Annotated in this window: 15 protein-coding genes; 8 read left to right on the top strand and 7 right to left on the bottom strand. The window is 71.1% G+C overall.

Annotation, left to right across the window (positions count from 1 at the left end):
- Positions 1 to 754 precede the first annotated feature (754 nt).
- A complete protein-coding gene (locus tag ACIA77_RS36645; protein WP_395890674.1) occupies positions 755 to 2,197 on the bottom strand; it encodes an aldehyde dehydrogenase in 1,443 nt (480 codons plus the stop codon).
- Positions 2,198 to 2,311: 114 nt separating this feature from the next.
- On the opposite strand from ACIA77_RS36645, the gene ACIA77_RS36650 reads away from it, so the two are divergent.
- Together ACIA77_RS36650 and ACIA77_RS36655 are read left to right on the top strand one after the other, a co-directional pair.
- Complete coding sequence (locus tag ACIA77_RS36650) at positions 2,312 to 2,854, top strand: TetR family transcriptional regulator (RefSeq protein WP_395890675.1); 543 nt, start codon at positions 2,312 to 2,314, stop codon at positions 2,852 to 2,854.
- A gap of 140 nt (positions 2,855 to 2,994) precedes the next feature.
- Complete coding sequence (locus ACIA77_RS36655) at positions 2,995 to 4,536, top strand: amidase (protein ID WP_395890676.1); 1,542 nt, start codon at positions 2,995 to 2,997, stop codon at positions 4,534 to 4,536.
- Between the two features lie 185 nt (positions 4,537 to 4,721).
- Here ACIA77_RS36655 and ACIA77_RS36660 read toward each other — a convergent pair whose 3' ends face one another.
- A complete protein-coding gene (locus ACIA77_RS36660; RefSeq protein WP_395890677.1) occupies positions 4,722 to 5,603 on the bottom strand; it encodes a LysR substrate-binding domain-containing protein in 882 nt (293 codons plus the stop codon).
- A gap of 75 nt (positions 5,604 to 5,678) precedes the next feature.
- On the opposite strand from ACIA77_RS36660, the gene ACIA77_RS36665 reads away from it, so the two are divergent.
- The 3 genes from ACIA77_RS36665 to ACIA77_RS36675 all read left to right on the top strand — a co-directional run bounded on the left by ACIA77_RS36665 (position 5,679) and on the right by ACIA77_RS36675 (position 9,912).
- Positions 5,679 to 6,857, top strand: coding sequence for an acyl-CoA dehydrogenase family protein (locus ACIA77_RS36665; protein ID WP_395890678.1), 1,179 nt, complete (start codon positions 5,679 to 5,681; stop codon positions 6,855 to 6,857).
- A complete protein-coding gene (locus tag ACIA77_RS36670; RefSeq protein WP_395890679.1) occupies positions 6,854 to 8,047 on the top strand; it encodes a CaiB/BaiF CoA transferase family protein in 1,194 nt (397 codons plus the stop codon). The genes ACIA77_RS36665 and ACIA77_RS36670 overlap by 4 nt, the downstream gene beginning before the upstream one ends.
- Positions 8,048 to 8,121: 74 nt before the next feature.
- Positions 8,122 to 9,912, top strand: a complete 1,791-nt coding sequence (locus tag ACIA77_RS36675; RefSeq protein WP_395890680.1) for a serine/threonine-protein kinase — start codon at positions 8,122 to 8,124, stop codon at positions 9,910 to 9,912.
- Between the two features lie 39 nt (positions 9,913 to 9,951).
- Here the strand turns inward: ACIA77_RS36675 and ACIA77_RS36680 are convergent, their stop codons facing one another.
- From ACIA77_RS36680 to ACIA77_RS36690, 3 genes are all read right to left on the bottom strand, one after another.
- Positions 9,952 to 11,694, bottom strand: coding sequence for a thiamine pyrophosphate-dependent enzyme (locus ACIA77_RS36680; RefSeq protein WP_395890681.1), 1,743 nt, complete (start codon positions 11,692 to 11,694; stop codon positions 9,952 to 9,954).
- A 10-nt stretch (positions 11,695 to 11,704) separates the two neighbouring features.
- A complete protein-coding gene (locus ACIA77_RS36685; protein ID WP_395890682.1) occupies positions 11,705 to 12,418 on the bottom strand; it encodes a flavodoxin family protein in 714 nt (237 codons plus the stop codon).
- 148 nt (positions 12,419 to 12,566) lie between these two features.
- Entirely contained in the window at positions 12,567 to 12,857 is a 291-nt protein-coding gene (locus ACIA77_RS36690) for a hypothetical protein (protein ID WP_395890683.1), read from the bottom strand.
- Between the two features lie 186 nt (positions 12,858 to 13,043).
- On the opposite strand from ACIA77_RS36690, the gene ACIA77_RS36695 reads away from it, so the two are divergent.
- Positions 13,044 to 13,838, top strand: a complete 795-nt coding sequence (locus tag ACIA77_RS36695) for an SDR family NAD(P)-dependent oxidoreductase (RefSeq protein ID WP_395890684.1) — start codon at positions 13,044 to 13,046, stop codon at positions 13,836 to 13,838.
- A gap of 55 nt (positions 13,839 to 13,893) precedes the next feature.
- Here ACIA77_RS36695 and ACIA77_RS36700 read toward each other — a convergent pair whose 3' ends face one another.
- Positions 13,894 to 14,295 (bottom strand): hypothetical protein, encoded by a 402-nt coding sequence (locus ACIA77_RS36700; protein WP_395890685.1) that lies wholly within the window; start codon positions 14,293 to 14,295, stop codon positions 13,894 to 13,896.
- A 269-nt stretch (positions 14,296 to 14,564) separates the two neighbouring features.
- Here ACIA77_RS36700 and ACIA77_RS36705 point away from each other — a divergent pair, with 269 nt between their 5' ends.
- Both ACIA77_RS36705 and ACIA77_RS36710 read left to right on the top strand, forming a co-directional pair.
- Positions 14,565 to 15,479 (top strand): ABC transporter substrate-binding protein, encoded by a 915-nt coding sequence (locus ACIA77_RS36705; protein ID WP_395890687.1) that lies wholly within the window; start codon positions 14,565 to 14,567, stop codon positions 15,477 to 15,479.
- Positions 15,480 to 15,588: 109 nt separating this feature from the next.
- Positions 15,589 to 16,911 carry an NtaA/DmoA family FMN-dependent monooxygenase gene (locus tag ACIA77_RS36710; protein ID WP_395890688.1) on the top strand — a complete coding sequence of 441 codons (1,323 nt, stop codon included), beginning with the start codon at positions 15,589 to 15,591 and terminating at the stop codon, positions 16,909 to 16,911.
- A gap of 643 nt (positions 16,912 to 17,554) precedes the next feature.
- On the opposite strand, the gene ACIA77_RS36715 is transcribed toward ACIA77_RS36710, so the two are convergent.
- Positions 17,555 to 18,283 carry a GntR family transcriptional regulator gene (locus ACIA77_RS36715; RefSeq protein WP_395890689.1) on the bottom strand — a complete coding sequence of 243 codons (729 nt, stop codon included), beginning with the start codon at positions 18,281 to 18,283 and terminating at the stop codon, positions 17,555 to 17,557.
- Positions 18,284 to 18,323 lie beyond the last annotated feature (40 nt).

Raw genomic sequence — 18,323 nt, forward strand, 5'->3', positions numbered from 1 at the left:
TGCGACGGCGCCTGCGGATGCGAATCGGGTGGGTCGGTCGTGAGTACGGGTGGTGGTCGGCTGGGCTCTGCCGGGGTGTGAATTGAGAGCGGGCCGGGCAGCGCAGGTGTTGCGCCCTGCGGGTATGGATCGGAGGGGGCGGGGTCGCGTGCGGCGGCGTCTGCGGATGCGAATCGGGTGGGTCGGTCGCGAGAACGGGTGCTGGTCGGCTCGGCTCTGCGGTGTGTGAACCGGGCGACCTGGCCAGACAGTGCGGGTGTTGCGCCCCTGCGAGTCTGGGTCGGAGGGGGCGGGGTCGCGTGCGGCGGCGTCTGCGGATGGGAATCGGGTGGGTCGGTCGTGAGTACGGGTGGTGGTCGGCTCGGCTTTGCGGTGTGTGAATTGAGAGCCGGCCAGGCAGCTGCGGCCCTCCGGGTGTGGATCGGAAGAAGCGGGATCGGGTGCGACGGCCCTGCGGATGCGAATCGGGTGAGTCACTCGTGAGTACGAGTGCTGATCGGCTCGGCTCTGGGGTGCGAATTAAGAGCCCGCCAGACAGTCCAGGTGCCGCTTGGCGGGGTCCCGCCAAGCGTGAATCAAGCGGGCGGTGGGAGACACGAGGGCCGTGTGGCTGCCCATGCCAGGTGTGAATTGCGTGCAGTGCCGCAGGTGCTCGCCGGCCGGGCGTGTCATCAGGGCGAGTCGAGCGAGCCGGTCGAAAGCGTCGTTGTGGCCGGCCCGCTCGTGAGGAGTGAGCAAGTGAGTCGGGCGGCAGTCAGACGGTGACCGTCTTCGACTCGGTGTACTGCAGGAGCCCGGCTGCGCCGTATTCGCGGCCGATTCCGCTGGCTTTGAAGCCGCCGAACGGGCCGTCGAAGCCGATGGGGGCGCCGTTGATGGTGACGGTGCCGGTGCGGATGCGGCGGGCGACCGCGAGCGCGTGCGCTTCGTCGGTGGACCAGACGCCGCCGGACAGACCGTATTCGGAGTCGTTGGCGATGCGCACGGCGTCGTCTTCGTCGTCGTAGGCGATGACGACGAGGACCGGCCCGAAGATCTCCTCCTGGGCGATGCGCATGGAATTGTCGACGTCCGCGAACACGGTGGGCGTGACGTAGTTGCCGCCTTCGAGGCCCGGCGGGATCTGCGGGCCGCCGGTGACGAGCCGGGCGCCTTCGTCGAGGCCGGTCCGGATGTAGTCGAGCACGCGCTGCTGCTGGTCGCGGCGGACCATCGGCCCGATGAAGGTCTCGTCGGCACTCGGATCGCCCACGGGCAGGGACTCGACGACGGCCTTGAGCGCGCCGACAACCTCATCGTAGCGGCTGCGCGGCGCGAGGATCCGGGTCTGCGCGATGCAGGCTTCGCCGTTGTTGAGCAGGGAGCTGAACTGCAGTCCTCGCGCGGCCTTCTCCACGTCGGCGTCGGGCAGGATGACGGCCGCGGACTTGCCACCGAGCTCGAGGCTGACGCGCTTGAGCTGCGCGCCGGCGAGCGACGCGATGCGGCGGCCCGCCCGGGTGGAACCGGTGAACGCGATCTTGTCGACACCCGGGTGCGTGACCAGGTACTCGCTGGTCTCCCGATCGGCCGGCAGCACGCTGATCACCCCCGCCGGGAGCTCGGCGTGCTCCAGCAGCTGCGCGAGCAGGTTCATGCTCAGCGAGTTCTCCGGCGAAACCTTGAGCACGACGGTGTTTCCCGCCAGCAGCGCCGGGATGATCTTGGCCAGAGCGGCCGAGAACGGCGAGTTCCACGGGATCACCGCTGCGACGACGCCGACGGCTTCGCGGCGCACCACGGACCGGAAGGGCGCGTTCGGATCGGACGGTTCCAGCGTCTCCTCCCAGCCGAGGTCCTCGGCCGCTTTCAGGTACGCGTTCGCCTGGCGGGTGAGGCCCGGCTGGCCCGCGCGGGTGAACCACAGGGCGGAGCCGTTCTCCGCCGAAATGAGCGAGGCGATCTCGTCGGCGTGTTCCTCCCGCAGCGCGGTGAGCCGGCGGACGGCCGCGATCCGCTCGGCGGGCGCCGTGTGCGGCCAGGGGCCCTCGTCGAACCCCTGCCGGGCGGCGGCCACGGCGCGGTCGACGTCGGCGGGCTGCGCCTGCGCGGCCTGGCCGAGCAGGGAGCCGTCGTGCGGCGACAGGAGGTCGAGGAGCCGGGGGTCGCTCGGCTCGGTCCAGGTGCCGCCGATGAAGAGGTCGGGGTGGGTGATCACGGTGTCTCCTTGACGGGGTGCTCTCTCTATCTGCCTCACCACTGTAGCACTTATGTGTCACATGAGTGTGGCAATTACTGTCTGGAGCGTCACACCGTGGTGTAGGTTGGAGGCATGAGAGCTGACGCCGCGCGAAACGTGGAACTCGTGCTCACCACCGGCGCGCGCATGCTCGCCCAGGACCCGGCCGCGAGCATCGCCGCGATCGCGGCCGAGGCCGGCGTCGACCGCCGCACGGTCTACCGCCGGTTCGCCTCCCGCGACGAACTGCTGGCCGCCGTCTACCAGGCACGGCTGGACGCGATCGAGGCGGCGATCGAGGCGGCGCGGCTTCGCGAGGCGCCGGCCCCGGTCGCGCTGCACCGCTACGTCGAGGGCATCATCGAGGTGAACCGCACCTGGCCGGTCGAACTGACCCGCATGCGCGCGGAGCCGGCGATCCGCGAACGGCGGCAGCGCGCCATCGTGGAAGTCGACGCCTTCCTCCGGCGGGCCACCGACGAAGGCCTGATGCGGCCGGGGATGCCGGACGGGTGGGCCGGCGTCGTCCTCGGCAATCTGCTGCACCTGGCGGCCCAGGAGATGTCCGAGCTGACTGCAGCGCAGGCCGCCGACGTGCTCGTGACCACCTTCCTGGACGGCTTCGGAGCGCGGTGATGTGCTCAGCTCGCCACGAATCGCTGGGTGGACTTGGGGACCGTGGGTCCGCGGGCGTTCGGCCGAATGGTTCGCCCTTCGTTGACGAGTCGGGCGGTCCTCCCTAGGTTCGACGCACTCGCCCACCCGAAGGAGCGGTCATGGCTATTCCCGCGCCCGACGCGGCCCGGCTCGCGGCTTTGTCCCAGCACTACGGATTCGCCTTGGCCGAGGCGGAGATCGACGAATTCGTCCCCGCGGTTCAGGCGACCCTGGCGGCTTCGGAGGAGGTCGAACGGCTGCACGCCAGGACGGCGCCCGCGGTTCCCGAACGGGAATCCTCGGTGCCGGCGGACAATCCGCTCAACGCCTGGTCGGTGCGGACCAGGATCAGTGAGACGACCGAAGGTCCGCTGGCGGGCCGCACGGTCGCGGTGAAGGACAACATCGCCGTGGCCGGAGTGCCCATGGTCAACGGATCGGCGACGATGGACGGCTTCGTGCCGAGGCGGGACGCGACGGTGGTGCGCCGGCTGCTCGCCGCGGGTGCCACGATCACCGGCAAGTCGACGTGTGAAGACCTGTGTTTCTCCGGCGCCAGTTTCACGTCGTGGCCCGCGCCGGTCCGCAACCCGTGGGACCGTTCGCGCAACGCGGGCGGGTCGTCCAGCGGCAGCGCCGCGTTGGTGGCGAACGGCGACGTCGACCTGGCGGTGGGCGGCGACCAGGGTGGTTCGGTGCGGATCCCGGCGTCGTTCACCGGGATCGTGGGACACAAGCCGACGTACGGCCTGGTCCCTTACACCGGCGCCTTCCCGATCGAGCAGACCATCGACCACCTCGGCCCGATGACGCGCACGGTGGGCGACGCGGCCCTGATGCTCGGCGTGCTGGCCGGCGTCGACGGGTACGACTCCCGGCAGCCGACCGTGCTCGATCCGGTCGACTACCTCGCCGCTCTGCGCGAGAGCCCGGCCGGTCTGCGGATCGGCGTGGTGCGGGAAGGGTTCGGGACGCCGGTGTCGCTGGGCGGCGTCGACGACGCGGTCCGGGCCGCGGTGGACGTGCTGCGGTCGGCCGGGCTGACCGCGGACGAGGTCTCGGTCCCGTGGCACACCGACGCCATGGCGGTGTGGAACGTGATCGCGACCGAAGGTGCCGCGTACCAGATGGTCGACGGCAACGCTTACGGAATGGGCACCTGGGGCCAGTACGACCCGGAGCTGATCGCGCACTACGCCCAGGGCCGGCTCGCGCGCGGCGGGGAACTGTCCAAAACGGTCCAACTCGTCGGCCTTTCGGGGCGCTACACCTTCGAGCTCGGCGGCGGGAAGTACTACGCCATGGCGCGCAACCTCTCCTACGAACTGCGCGACGCCTACGACGCGGCACTGGCCGAGTACGACGTCCTCGTGATGCCGACGCTGCCCTACGTCGCGCGGGAATTGCCGTCGCGCGACATCTCCCTCGCCGACTACCTGGACACGGCGTTGTCGATGATCGGCAACACGGCTCCCTTCGACGTGACCGGGCACCCCGCCTGCAGCGTTCCGGCCGGGCTCGTGGACGGCCTGCCCGCCGGGATGATGATCATCGGCAAGCGGTTCGACGACGCCACCGTCCTGCGCGTCGCCCACGCCTACGAGCAGGCGGTGGGAGGTTTCCCCGCTCCCGCCGGTGCCGGGGCCGGGGTCACTTCCTGAGCCGTACCAACGCTTTCGATCCGGCGCCCGAGCGAACCTCTCGCTCGGGCGCCGTTTTCATCGTGCCATCGGCGGAAAGCGGATCCGCCACGGCCGGGCCTGCGCACCACGGCTGCTCGCGACGTGCGAAGAGCTTTCCGCCTTGTTCGCGTCCGCGGTGGACCGCACAGTCTGATGTGGACGGGTCAGAGCGCCAGCAGTTCGTCGAGCACCGCCCGCAGTTCGGGCCGGCGGTCGTCACGGCGCCACGCCGCGCGCAGATCGACGTCCTGAGGTGGAGCGTCGAGCGGGACGAACGCCACGTGCGGGTCGGTGACGTTGCGGGCGACGGAACTGAGTGTGAGGTGGCAGCCCACCTGAGCACTGACCAGCGCCAGCGAGGTCTGCGTGTCGGGTGCGATCTGCACGACGTCCGCGACGAAACCCGCGGCGTGCGCCAAGCGGCGCAGCCGATCCGGCAGGACGGCGCCCTCGTGCGGTGGCAGCGACACAAAAGTGTCGCCCTTCAGCTGCTCGATCGAGAGCCGCTGCGCGCCGGCCAGGGGATGGGTGTCGGGGAGCGCGATCACGAGGGCGTCGGGCATCACGACTTCGGCGGCCACGTCGCCCGGTACGACGTCCCACCGGCCCAGCGCGATGTCGGTTTCGCCCTGTACCAGCTTCTTCATCGCCGGCTGGGCGAAGTTCTGGCTCGACAGCTCCAGCCGGATGCCGGGGCGACGCGACCGGATCAGCCGCGCGAGCCGCGCGACCAGGGGGTGGGTGGAGACGCCGGCGAACGCGATCCGCACCAGCCCGACCTCGCCGTCGCCGGCGGATCGCACGGCGGCTTCGGCACGGCGCAACGCTTCGAGGACGTCCTTCGCCGGGTCGAGCAGCGCCTGCCCGCCGGCGGTCAGGCTCACGGAGCGGGTGTTGCGCTCGAACAGCTGCACGCCGAGCTCGCGTTCCAGCTGTTTGATCGTGCGGCTCAGCGGCGGCTGGGCGACGTGCAACCGCTCGGCGGCGCGGCCGAAGTGCAGTTCTTCGGCCACGGCGAGGAACGAACGGAGCTGCTGGACATCCATAATTGTCCAGATGGTATCGCACAAGGACTGATTAGGTATTGGACTGATATCAATCGCCGGTCGATAGTAATGGTCATGTACACGGGCAACCCCGACGTCCCCGACGACGTGTTCGCGGACGTCCTCAGCCAGATCGACGACTTCGTGCGCACCCGCGTCCTGCCTCGCGAACGCGAGATCATGACCACCGACGCCATCCCCGCCGACCTCCGGGACCAAGCCGCCGCGATGGGGTTGTTCGGGTACGCGATCCCGCAGGAGTGGGGCGGGCTCGGCCTCGATCTGATCCAGGACGTCGAAGTCGCCATGACCTTGGGCTACACGTCGTTGTCCCTGCGCTCGATGTTCGGCACCAACAACGGCATCGCCGGCCAGGTCCTCGTCGGGTTCGGCACGGACGAACAGCGGGCGCGGTGGTTGCCGGGCATCGCGTCCGGCGAGGTCGTCGCTTCCTTCGCGCTCACCGAACCCGGAGCCGGGTCCAACCCGGCCGGACTTCGCACGAGCGCGAAACCGGACGGCGACGGCTGGCTCATCGACGGCGGCAAGCAGTTCATCACCAACGCGACCGAAGCCGGCCTGTTCGTCGTGTTCGCCCGGACCCGGCCCGCGTCGGAGTCCGGTCCGGGGATCGCGGTGTTCCTCGTGCCGGCCGACGCACCGGGCATCCACGTCGGCCCGAAGGACGCCAAGATGGGGCAGGAGGGTTCCCGCACCGCGAACGTCACCTTCTCCGGGGTCCGCGTCGGCCCGGACGCGCTGGTGGGCGGGGACGGTGAAGTCGGCTACCGGGCCGCGATGACGTCGCTCGCCCGCGGCCGCGTCCACCTGGCCGGGCTCGCCGTCGGCACCGCGCAGCGCGCACTCGACGAATCGGTCGCCTACGCCGCCACCGCGACACAGGGCGGCACGCCGATCGGGGATTTCCAGTTGGTGCAGGCGATGATCGCCGACCAGCAGACCGGCGTGCTCGCCGGCCGCGCCCTCGCCCGCGAGGCCGCCCGGCTGTACGTGACCGGCGAGGACCGCCGGATCGCGCCGTCGGCGGCGAAGCTGTTCTGCACCGAGATGGCCGGGAAGGCCGCGGACCTCGCCGTGCAGGTGCACGGCGGCAGCGGGTACCTGAAGGAGGTCCCCGTCGAGCGTATCTACCGCGACGTGCGGCTGATGCGGCTCTACGAGGGCACCAGCGAAATCCAGCGCTTGATCATCGGCGGCGGGCTCGTGCGGGCCGAGAAGAAGAAGCAGTCGTGACGCGCCCGCTCGACGGGGTCACCGTCGTCGCCATCGAGCAGGCCGTCGCCGCGCCGCTGGCCACCCGCAACCTCGCCGACCTCGGCGCTCGCGTGATCAAGGTCGAGCGCATCGACGGCGGTGATTTCGCGCGCAGCTACGACCACGTCGTCCAAGGCACCGGCGCGCACTTCGTCTGGCTCAACCGCGGCAAGGAGTCGATCGCGCTCGACCTCAAGACGCCGGAGGGCCGCGACGTCGTCCGCCGGCTCATCGCGAACGCCGACGTGTTCCTGCAGAACCTCGCCCCGGGCGCCGCGGAGCGCCTCGGCCTCGGCGCGGACGCCCTGCGCGCCGAGCACCCCGAGCTCGTCGTGGTGAACGTGTCCGGCTTCGGCTCGGGCGGGCCGATGGAGCACCGCAAGGCCTACGACATGCTCGTGCAGGCCGAGGCCGGCCTCATCGCGATCACGGGCACACCCGAGACGCCGGTCAAGACCGGCATCCCGACGTCCGACATCGCCTCGGGCATGTACTGCTCGCAGGCGGTGCTGGCCGCACTGCTGCGCCGCTGGCGCACCGGCGAGGGCGCCACCATCGAGGTCTCGATGTTCGAGGCCACCGTCGAGTGGATGGGCTACGCGCTCTACACCCGGATGTACTCCGGGACCCAGCCTTCCCGCATGGGACTGAGCCACAGCTCGATCGCTCCCTACGACGCCTTCCCGACCCGTGACGGGCAGCTGCTGATCGGCGTGCAGAACGACACCGGTTGGCGCACCTTGGTTTCCTCGGTGCTCGAAGCCCCGGAACTCGCCGGCGACCCGCGGTTCGCCACCAACGTCGCCCGGGTCGCCCACCGCGCCGCATGCGACGCCGCGGTCGCCGCCCGCACCGTCCGCTGGACCAACGCCGAGCTCGACGAGCGGCTCGCCGCGGCCGGCGTGCCCGCCGCCCAGCTCAAGCAGGTCGGCCAGGTCGTCGACCACCCCCAGCTGCGAGCCCGCGACCGGTGGCGCAAGGTCGGCACCGAATTCGCCCAGGTCGACGCGCTCCTGCCGCCCGCGACGTTCGCCGACGTCGAGGCGGCCATGGGCGACGTCCCCGCGCTCGGGCAGCACACCCACGCCCTGCTGGTCGAGTCCGGAGTGGACGCCGACGACTTCGTCGCCCGCGGCATCGCCTCCCAGTCCCGGCTCGGCCGATCCTGAGCGGCGAAGGTCTGATCGCGACGAGATGACGTGATCCCGCCACTGGGCGGCCGCGCGCTCCCTACACTGAGCGCGTGGCTGCCCCGCACGTGATCGCCGAGCGCTATCGGCTGGAGGAACGCCTCGGCGCCGGCGGGATGGGCGTCGTCTGGCGGGCGACGGATCTGGAGCTGCGGCGGACCGTCGCGCTCAAGCGGTCGATCGACGGCGACGGCGGGCAGATCCGGCGTGAGGCGCGGCTGGGCGCATCGCTGCACCACCCGCACGTCGTGGCGGTGTTCGACTCCGTCGCCGACGGCGACGACCGGTGGCTGGTGATGGAGTACCTGCCGGCGCGCAGCCTGGAAGAGATCGTGCGCGCCGACGGGGTCCTGGCACCGGAGCGGGCCGCGGCCATCGGCGCGCAGATCGCCTCCGCGCTCGCCGCGATGCACGCCCGCGACATGGTGCACCGCGACATCACCCCCGGCAACGTGCTGGTCACCGACGACGGCACGGCCAAGCTCGCGGACCTCGGGATCTCCCGCTGGGCGGAGGTCACGCTCACCGGCAGCGCCAGCGTCGGCGGCACGGCGGGGTACCTCGCTCCGGAGGTCGCGAACGGGTACGCGGCCGGCTCCGCCGCGGACGTGTTCTCGCTCGGCGCGACGCTGTTCGCGGCCGTCGAGGGCGTTTCCCCTTGGGGCAGCGGGGAACGCGGGCCCTTCGCGCAGCTGCGGCGCGCGGCCGAGGGCACCGTGGAACCGGCGCGGCACGCCGGTTCGCTCGAACCCGTGCTCGCAGCGATGCTCAGCCGCTCGCCCGGAAAACGCCCCAGCGCCGCCGAGGCGGAGGCCTTGTTGACGGGCGCGCCGGCGGCGCCGGTGTCACCCCGCCGGAGACGGCCCGGGCGGCGGCTGAAGCTCGTGGCCGCCGGCGTGCTCGGCGCCGTCGTGCTGCTGGTCGCCGGGCTCCTGGTGTTCACCCGCGGCGAGCCGCCGGCCGCGAACGCGACCGTGGACCTCGTCGGGGACCCCGCCACCGCCGACCCGTGCTCGCTGCTGACGGTGAACTCCCTCGGCCCGTACGGGAAGGTGTTCCTCGAACCGAACCTCGGCACGTTCGCCCGCTGCGACCTCGACACGACCCTGCCCGGCGACGGCGGCACGATCGTGACCAGCCTGGAGCTGTCCGCTCCGGAGGAGTACCCGCAGGTGCCCCCGGTTCGCGGACGGCTCGGCGAGATCCAGCGCCCGAACGCCGACCCGGGGAAGTGCCGCCGCTACTTCGTCCTGCCGGACTTGACGGTCGTCACCGTCAGCTCCGTGCGCGCCGACGGCGGCGAAGCCCAGCAGCTGTGCGCGATGGCGGACGCCGTCGTCGGGGATGCCTACGCACGGGCGGTCCGCGGCCCGATCGCGCGCCGCGCCCAGCCGTTTCCCCCGGCTTCGCTGGCGCGCGTGGACGCCTGCACCCTCGTCGACGACGCGACGCTGCGCCGGTTCGCCGGTCCGGACCACCCGATCGACCGGCACTTCGGGAACTGGGCCTGCTCGTGGGGCCACGACGCCGAATCGGTGGATCTGTACTACGACCGGCAGTGGCCGCTGGCGGCCGATCCGCCGGAGGGCCAGACCCGCACGACCGCGGGCGGGCGCCCGGCGTACGTCGACCCGCACGAGGACGAAGGCGACACCTGCGACGTCACCGTCGACTACCGCACCTACACCCCGGCGATCCCGTCGCTGAAGGGCACGCCGGCGCAACGCGACGAGACCGTGCTCGTGGAGTACACCGACGAGGCGAACAAGGGGCACCTCGACGTCATCTGCGCGAGCGCTCAGTCGATCGCCGAGGTCGTCGCCGCGCGGCTCCCGCGGGCTTGATCCGGACGGCGCCGTGCGGTGCTTGACACCCCGGTGCCGCTACGGGGTCTCCTCGGTGTCGTGCGCGGAAACGAGCGTCTCCTGCAGCTTCGCGATCGCGAAGCCCCACGCTTGCGTGGCGGTGGGTTTGGGCGGCAGCGCGATCTCCTCGGCGTTGGTGACGACGTCGAGCAGCACGGGCCCGTGGTGGGTGAGCGCGTCGCGCACGGCGGCGTCGACGTGGCCGGGGTTTTCGACGCGGACGCCGTGGATGCCGCAGGAGCGGGCGACGGCGGCGAGGTCCGGGTTCGCGAGCTGCGTGCCGAACTCGGGGATGCCGCCTTGTTCCTGTTCGAGCTTCACCATGCCGAGCCGGGAGTTGTCGAACACGACGATCTTCACCGGCAGGTCGTAGGCGGCGACCGTGAGCAGTTCGCCCATGAGCATGGTGAGCCCGCCGTCACCGCAGAACGCGATGACCGGGCGGGCGGGGTCGAGCTGGGCCGCGCCGAGCGCCTGCGGGAGCGCGTTGGCCATGGAGCCCAGGTTGTACGAACCGAGCAGTCGCCGGGTTCCGCGCAGGGTGACGAAGCGCGCGAGCCACACGGTGGACATGCCGGTGTCGGACGTGAACACCGCGTCGTCCGCGGCGTGGCGGTCGACGGCCGCGGCGAGCACCTCCGGCCGGATGGCGTGCTCGCGGTTGTCGAAGTGCTTGCGGACGCGGCCGGCGGCGCTGGAGTCGTACGCCGGATCGGCGAGGTGGCGCTGCCGGTCGCGCCACGCCGCGTACTTCGCCGTCGCCGCCGTGAGGTGCTCGCGCGCGGGTTTCGGTTCGAGCCGTGGCAGGAGCGCCGACAGCGTCGCTCGCGCGTCGCCGACGAGGCCGTGGTCCACGTGGACGCGCCGGCCGATGTGCTCGCCGTCGGCGTCGATTTGCACCACGACCTTGTTCTTCGGGTACCAGTCGCGGTACGGGAAGTCCGTGCCCACCATCAGCAGGGCGTCGCCGTGGTCGAGCGCGTGTTGAGCCGCGGGGTTGCCGAGCAGGCCGGTTTGCCCGACCTGGTACGGATTGCCGTCTTCGAGCACTTCTTTGCCCTTGAGGGTCAGCACCACCGGCGCGCCCAGGGCTTCGGCCGTGGCGAGCACCTCGTCGCGCGCGTCGCGGGCGCCCGCTCCGACGAGCATGGTCACGGTCGCCGCGTCGTTGAGCACGTCGGCGACCTCGGCCAGCACCGGAGCCAGCGGAACTACCCGCGGGCGCTGCGTCACGAACCGCGGCTCCCGGGTCCCGTGCGGAAGGTCCTGCCCCCCGACGTCACCCGGCACCGTGAGCACCGCGACGCCGCCGCGCGCGTAGGCCGTGTTGACCGCCAGCTCCAGCAGGTACGGCAGCTGCGCGGAGTCGGTGACGGTCCGGGAAAACACGGCGACGTCACGGAAAACGGCGTCGTTGTCGACTTCCTGGAAGTGGTCGCTGCCGAGTTCCGCGCTGGGCACCTGACCGCAGATCGCCAGGACGGGCGCGTGGGACTTCTTCGCGTCGTAGAGCCCGTTCAGCAGGTGGATCGAGCCGGGGCCGACCGTGCCCATGCACACCCCGATCCGGCCCGTCAGCTGCGCCTGCGCACCCGCGGCGAACGCCCCGGCTTCCTCGTGCCGCACACCGATCCACCGCAGGCGCGGCTCGCGGCGCAGCGCGTCGGTGATCGGGTTGAGGGCGTCGCCGACCACCCCCCACATCGCCGCCACGCCGTGGTCGGCCAGGCTCTTCACCAGCATCGTGGCGACAGTCGTCATCGCGGGCCTTTCAGCGGTATTCGGGGTTGGGGTTGGCGAAGTCGAACCGCTCGCCGTTGTCCCAGGCGGCGCGCTGGTTGCCGTGCGCGGGCACGCCGCCGGCGTCCTTGAGCAGCTTCGCGAGGTGCATCAGGTTCCACGTCATGAAGGTCGTGTTGCGGTTCGTGAAGTCGTTCGCCGGTCCACCGGAGCCCGGGTCCAGGTAGGACGGTCCGGGCCCGATCTCGCCGAGCCACCCGGCGTCGGCCTGTGGCGGGATCGTGTAACCGAGGTGCTGGAGGCTGTAGAGCACGTTCATCGCGCAGTGCTTCACGCCGTCCTCGTTGCCGGTGATCAGGCACCCGCCCACCCGGCCGTAGTAGGCGTACTGGCCGGCGTCGTTGAGCAGGTGCGAGCAGGCGTACAGCCGCTCGATGACCTTCTTCGTCTCCGACGAGTTGTCGCCGAGCCAGATCGGTCCGCACAGGACGAGGATGTCGGCGGCGAGCACCTTCTCGTACAGGGTGGGCCATTCGTCGCTCGCCCAGCCGTGCTCCGTCATGTCCGGATACACGCCGATCGCGATGTCGTGGTCGATCGTCCGGATCACCTCGACCTCGACGCCCTCGCGCGCCATCAGGTCCGCGCTGATGCGGATGAGGCCTTCCGTGTTGCTCGGTTCCGGGGAGCGTTTCAGGGTGCCGTTGAAGAACACGGCGCGCAGGCCGTCGAAGCGGGGGCTCACGTCTTCTCCCTCGTGGCCAGGCCGAGGTCCACCCGGCGCCGGTGCGCTCGTGGTGGCGCTGACTCGAACCCTAGGCAAGTTCCGCGGCCGTCGCCATTAATGAAGCCTTACGGGGGCTTGCGGAAGTGTTAGGGTGCGCGTCGGCCTGCTACTGCTTCGCCGCACGCGCCACGATGCTGAACCCCAGCTTTTCAAGCACCTTCACCGCGCCGGACCGGCCGCCTTCGAAGTCGGCGGGGGCCAGGCGCTCACCGGTCGCGAACTCGTACGCGGTACCCAGCACGGCCTTGTGCGGGTAGCGGCGCTCGCGCCACACGAGCTCATAACTCCGCGACGGCCCGAACCCGTGCGCGGCGAAGAAGCCTTCCGCGCCCAGCCGGTCGTACTCCTCCAGCGCGCGAACGACATCGGCGTGGCCCACTCGGCTCCAGGACACCATCGGCGCGGCCCTCCTCGGTCGGTGATCCGGTCGTCGTTGGCAGCCTCATCCGGGTCGGCCGGGCATTGCATCGGGGAGTTCCCCAGCGGGTGACCGGTGGCCGGGGTGTCGGTCAACGTATGGACTTGCCAGTCCATTTTTTCGTCGGCACCCTGCGAACGCAGACCTGGCGAAAGGACAGCACAGATGGAACTGCAGTTGCGCGGCAAGCGCGCGCTCGTCACCGGATCCAGCTCCGGGCTCGGTGAGGCGATCGCGAAGCGCCTGGCGGCCGAGGGGGCAGCCGTGGTGGTGCACGGGCGGAACGAGGCGCGGACGGTGGCCGTGGCGAAGGCCATCCTCGATGAGGGCGGCGAGGCGGCGTACGCGATCGGCGATCTGGGCAGCGACCGCGGCGCGGACGAGGTGGCCGCGGCCGCCGTCGAGGGTGGTCCGATCGACGTGCTGGTCAACAACATCGGCGCGTACGATTCGAACCTGACCTGGGCCACGGCGTCCACAGAGGACTGGGCCGGGCTCTACAACGTGAACGTGATCACCAGCGTGCGCACGATCCAGCGGTTCGTGCCGGGCATGCGTGAGCGCGGGTGGGGCCGGGTCATCCAGATCAGCAGCGTCCTCGGCGCCCTCCCGGCCGCGTCCCAGCCTCACTACGCGGCCACGAACGGAGCGCGCAACACACTCGCGAAGTCGCTCGCGCGGGACTTGAAGAACACCGGCGTCACGTCGAACACCGTCGCGGCCGGGGGCATCCTCACGCCGGCGATGCAGCCGGCGCTGGAGGAACTCGGCCGGAGCAACGACTGGGGCCGCACGTGGGACGAGATCGAGCCGCGGCTGGTCGAGGCGTTGTCGCCCAACGACATCGGGCGCATCGGGCGGCCGGAGGAGTACGCGGGCCTCGTCGCGTTCCTGGCCAGCCCGTTGTCCTCCTACGTCACCGGCGCGACCTTCACCGCCGATGGCGGCTGGTACGGCTGAGGAGGGCCGGCCGGCGGCGCTCACTTCTCGGCCGGCTGGGCCAGGTCGAGGCTCATCAGGTCGTTGCCGACGACCACGGGGCCGCGGTAGCCGGCCGCGATGGCGGTGCGGAACCGGTCGTCGGTGACGGAGCCGTCGCCCGGGTAGACGTGGGTGAGGACGAGCGCCTTGGCGCCGGCGGTGCGGGCGACGGCGCCGACGCCGGGTACGGGGGGTGGCCGCCCGCCGCGGGGCGGGAGTTCAGCGGGGTGTGCGCGCTCGTGAACTGGATCGTCATCGTGTCGTACAACGGGGTGCCGCGGAACGTCTCGGTGGCGGCTTCGACGGCCATGACCTCGTTGACCAGCACGTCGGCGCCGGTGGCGAGGTTCGTCAGGTTTTCGCACGGGGTGCTGTCGCCGCTGAACACCACGGTCGCGTGCGGGGTGCGGAAGTGGAACGCGAACGCGGGGAACACGGGCGGGTGGTCGACGAGCGTCGCGGTGACTTCGACCTTGTCGTCAAGCTACACGGGGATCGGCGCGATCTTCGGCCGGCGGGTTCGACGAGGCTGTCTCTCAGCGGGCCGGATCGTCGAGTGGCTGGGCGAGCGGTTCACTTCGGCCCGAATGCAACCCACGCGCTCGTCCGGGGATTCCCGGGACAGGTAATTCTCACGATCCGGGTTTTTGTCGGTGTCCCCGGTTAAGGTGCCACCCGGTAGATCTTGGTGAGGAGTGTGGGGACGTGGGCTGGAGCCGGAACATCCGAGTGGCCGCGGCGGTGGCGGTGGCCGCGCTGGGCTTGGCGGCGTGCGGGGGCGGTGATCAACCGGCTGCGCAGAGCAAGGGTGGCGCGCCGATCGTCGTGGCGTCGTTCAACTTCACCGACAGTCAGATCCTGGCGGAGATCTACGCCGGTGCGCTGGAGGCGAAGGGGTACCCGGTCACGCGCAAGCTGAACCTGGGCTCGCGCGAGCTGATCTACCCGTCGCTGAAGAAGGGTGAGCTGCAGTTCGTGCCGGAGTACCAGGGCGCGGCCATCGCGACCGGCTTCGGCAAGGACGCGGTGAAGGACGCCGCCGGGGAGCACGCGCAGCTGGCGCAGCTGTTCAAGCCGGAGGGCGTCGGCCTGCTGAACTACTCGCCGGCCGAGGACAAGGACGTGTACGTCGTGAAGGCCGACCTCGCGAAGGCGAAGGGGCTCACGAAGATCAGCGACCTGAAGAAGCTGGACAAAGTGGTCATGGCGGGCGGACCGGAGTGCGAGACCCGGCTGCCGTGCTTCAAGGGTTTCACCGACGTCTACAAGCTGACGAACGCGACGTTCAAGACCGTGCAGGAGATCGGGCCGCGCGTGCAGCAGCTCGACTCCGGCGGCGCGACCGTGATCCCGGTCGACTCGGTCAGCCCCGTCGCGGGTGACCCGAAGTACGTGGTGCTGCAGGACGACCTCGGCATCGAGCCCACGGAGAACGTGGTGCCGGCCGTGAGCCAGAAGGTGCTCGACGAGCGCGGGGCGGACTTCGCGAACGTCGTCAACGCCGTGAGCGCGAAGCTGAACACGGACAACCTGCGCGAGCTGAACTCCCGCGTGGACGCCGACGGCGACCCGGCTGCCGACGTCGCGAAGGACTGGCTGCAGCAGCAGGGTCTGGCCTGAGCCGCCCTCGCCAACGCCTGACCGGCATCGCGACGCTGTGTGCAAGCGGGGCCGGTGAGGCGGTGGCGGCGCGGTTCGGGAAAACACTGGCCTGAGAGGGGCGGAAGCCATGACTGCGGGAGAGCTGCACTTCAACGCGTTCGTGTGGCCCAACGGGTACCACGAGTCGGCGTGGCGGGTCGTCGAGGACGACGTGCGCGGTGTGCTCGGGTTGCCGTACTACGCGGACATCGCGCGCACGGCCGAGCGCGGGCTGATGGACACCGTGTTCCTGGCGGACAACATCGCGATCGCGGAGTACCGCACGACGTACCTGCCGCAGACGCAGTTCGACCCGATCTCGGTGCTGTCGGCGCTGGCCGGGGTGACCAGCTACATCGGACTGATCGGCACGGGCTCCACCACGTACAACAAACCGTGGGAGCTCGCCCGCCGCTGGGCGACGCTCGACCACCTCAGCGGCGGCCGGGCCGGCTGGAACATCGTCACCACGGTCACCCCGCTGGCCGCGGCGAACTACGGCGAGGCGGCGCACCCCGACCACGCCGACCGGTACGCGCGTGCCCACGAGTTCGTCGACGTCGTCACGCGGGCGTGGGACAGCTGGGAAGACGACGCCGTGGTCGGCGACCGCGAGCGCGGCGTGTGGGCCGAGCGCGGCAAGCTCCACGCGCCGCGTTTCCACGGCGAGTTCTACGACGTCGAGGGGATCCTGCCGTTCCCGCGTTCCCCGCAGGGCTGGCCCGTGCTGGTCCAGGCGGGACAGTCGCCGGCCGGGATCGGGCTCGCCGCGCGCTATGCCGAATTGGTGTTCTCCGGACCGCCGTCGCTCGAGGCCGCCGTCGCGTTCCGCACCGACCTGCACACGCAGGCCGCGGCCGCCGGGCGCGACCCCGCCCACGTCCTCGTGCTGCCGGCGCTGATGATCACCCTCGGCGGCACCGAGGCCGAAGCGCAGGCGAAAGCGCAGCGCCTCGAAGACCTCGCCAGCCCGGACTTCCGCTGGCAGAACATCCTCTACACCGCCGGCCTCGACCCCGACGGCTTCGACCCGGACGCCCCGCTGCCGGCCGAGCTGTGGACCGGCCGCGCCGCGCCGTCCAGCCGCGCGGAACAGCTGTACGCCGCCTCCCGTGCCCGCCCGCAGGCCACCCTGCGCGACATCACCGAGGGCCTCAAGAGCGGCGCCGGCCAGTACCACTTCGTCGGCACCCCCGACCAGCTCGCCGACCACATCCTCACCTGGCAGGACGCCGGCGCCGTCGACGGGTTCACCATCATGGGCTCCACGCTGCCCTACGAGCTCACCGCGTTCGTCGACCACGTGATCCCGCTGCTGCAACGCAAGGGGCGCTTCCGCACCGAATACACCGGCCCCACCCTCCGCGACCACCTCGGCCTGCCCCACCCTGCGAGCGGCCCGCGGAAGTAGCCGGCTTCGACTGCGCGAGGATCTTCCGCACGGCGGCGCGAGCGGCAAGGGCCGGTCGCGTGTCGTGCGGTAGGGGAGGGTCGTTGAAACACACGCCGAAACCGGTGCCGGCCCGGCGCTGCTCGGCGTGGGAGTCCTCAGTGGTCCGGCGGGCGGAACCAGGCGGCTCGCTGCTCGGGGAGCTTCAGCGCGGCGGCGCGAGCGGGACCGGTCGGGCGAACGAATTTCGGTCGGGTGAGCTCGCGGCGGCTGGGAGTTTCGGCGCGCGCATGGAAATCGAGGTCTGCGGCTTCGGCCCGGTGAGCGGAGGCAGACGGCTCGCTGCTCGGGAACTTTAAGCGCGGCGGGCGAGAGCGGTCGGGTGGGCTCGCGGCCGGGAGGTTCGCTGTCGCGTCGAAACCGCGGTCTGCGGGCGCGGCATCACCGGGCGGGACGCAGGCGGCCGACTGAGCGAGGAATTTCAGGCCGAGGCGACGAGTGCTGAGTCGGGCGGCTGGGCTTCGCGACGGGGAGATTCGTCGTCGCCGCAACGAAACCGAGGACGGCGGGCGAGGCGTCGGCCCGGCGGGAGTCCACAGTGGTCTGGCGTGTCCGTGGCCGTGTGCGTCCTGCCAAACGCCGCCGCCGGTTGACGGTGGCGGAGTCAGGCCGTTTCCGGCGACGACTCCTCGCCGTTGTCGTCCTCGTGGGTGCCGAAGGCTTCGATGCCTTCGCGGACGCCGTCGAGGTGGGCGGTGAGCCAGGCTTCCGCGCCGGGGAGGTCGCCGTCGGCGACGCGGTCGATGAGGTCGGCGTGTTTGCTCGCCGGACGGTGGCTGAAGCGGAAGCTGAGCAGGTAGCGGCCGACCGTGCTGCGCAGCTGTTCGATCATCTGCACCAGCATGGGGTTGCGTTCGGCGTCGTAGAGCCCGCGGTAGAAGCGCACGCGCAGGTCGAGGAACTCGGCGCCTTCCGGTTCGGCGTCGAGCTGCTCGGCGAGCGTGCGCAGCGACGTGATGCGCTCGGCGTCCATCCGGGGCATCGACAGGCGCAGCGCGTAGGTCTCCAGCAGCGCGCGCAGCCGGTAGACCTCGTCGATCTGCGCGTTGTCGAGGCTGCGGACCCGCGCACCCTGGTACGGGTGGAAGGTCACGAACCCCTCGGTCTCCAGCTGCAGCAGGGCGCTGCGCACCGGCACCCGGGAGACCCCGATCGCGGACGCGATCGACTCCTGGCGGATCCGCTCGCCGGGCGCGAACGCGCCGGTGAGGATCAGTTCCTTGATGACCTGGTAGACCATCTGCCCGACCGTGCGGTAGCCGCCCGAGAGCTGCTGCACCACCGCGGTCACCCGGTGGTCGGCGCTGAGGTTGCGGCCCTTCTTCGGGGGCATCTGGCGGTCTCCACCCCTTCGTCCGGCAGGCCCTTTCCTG

It is taken from the genome of Amycolatopsis sp. NPDC051903 (assembly GCF_044452505.1).
Taxonomy (GTDB): domain Bacteria; phylum Actinomycetota; class Actinomycetes; order Mycobacteriales; family Pseudonocardiaceae; genus Amycolatopsis.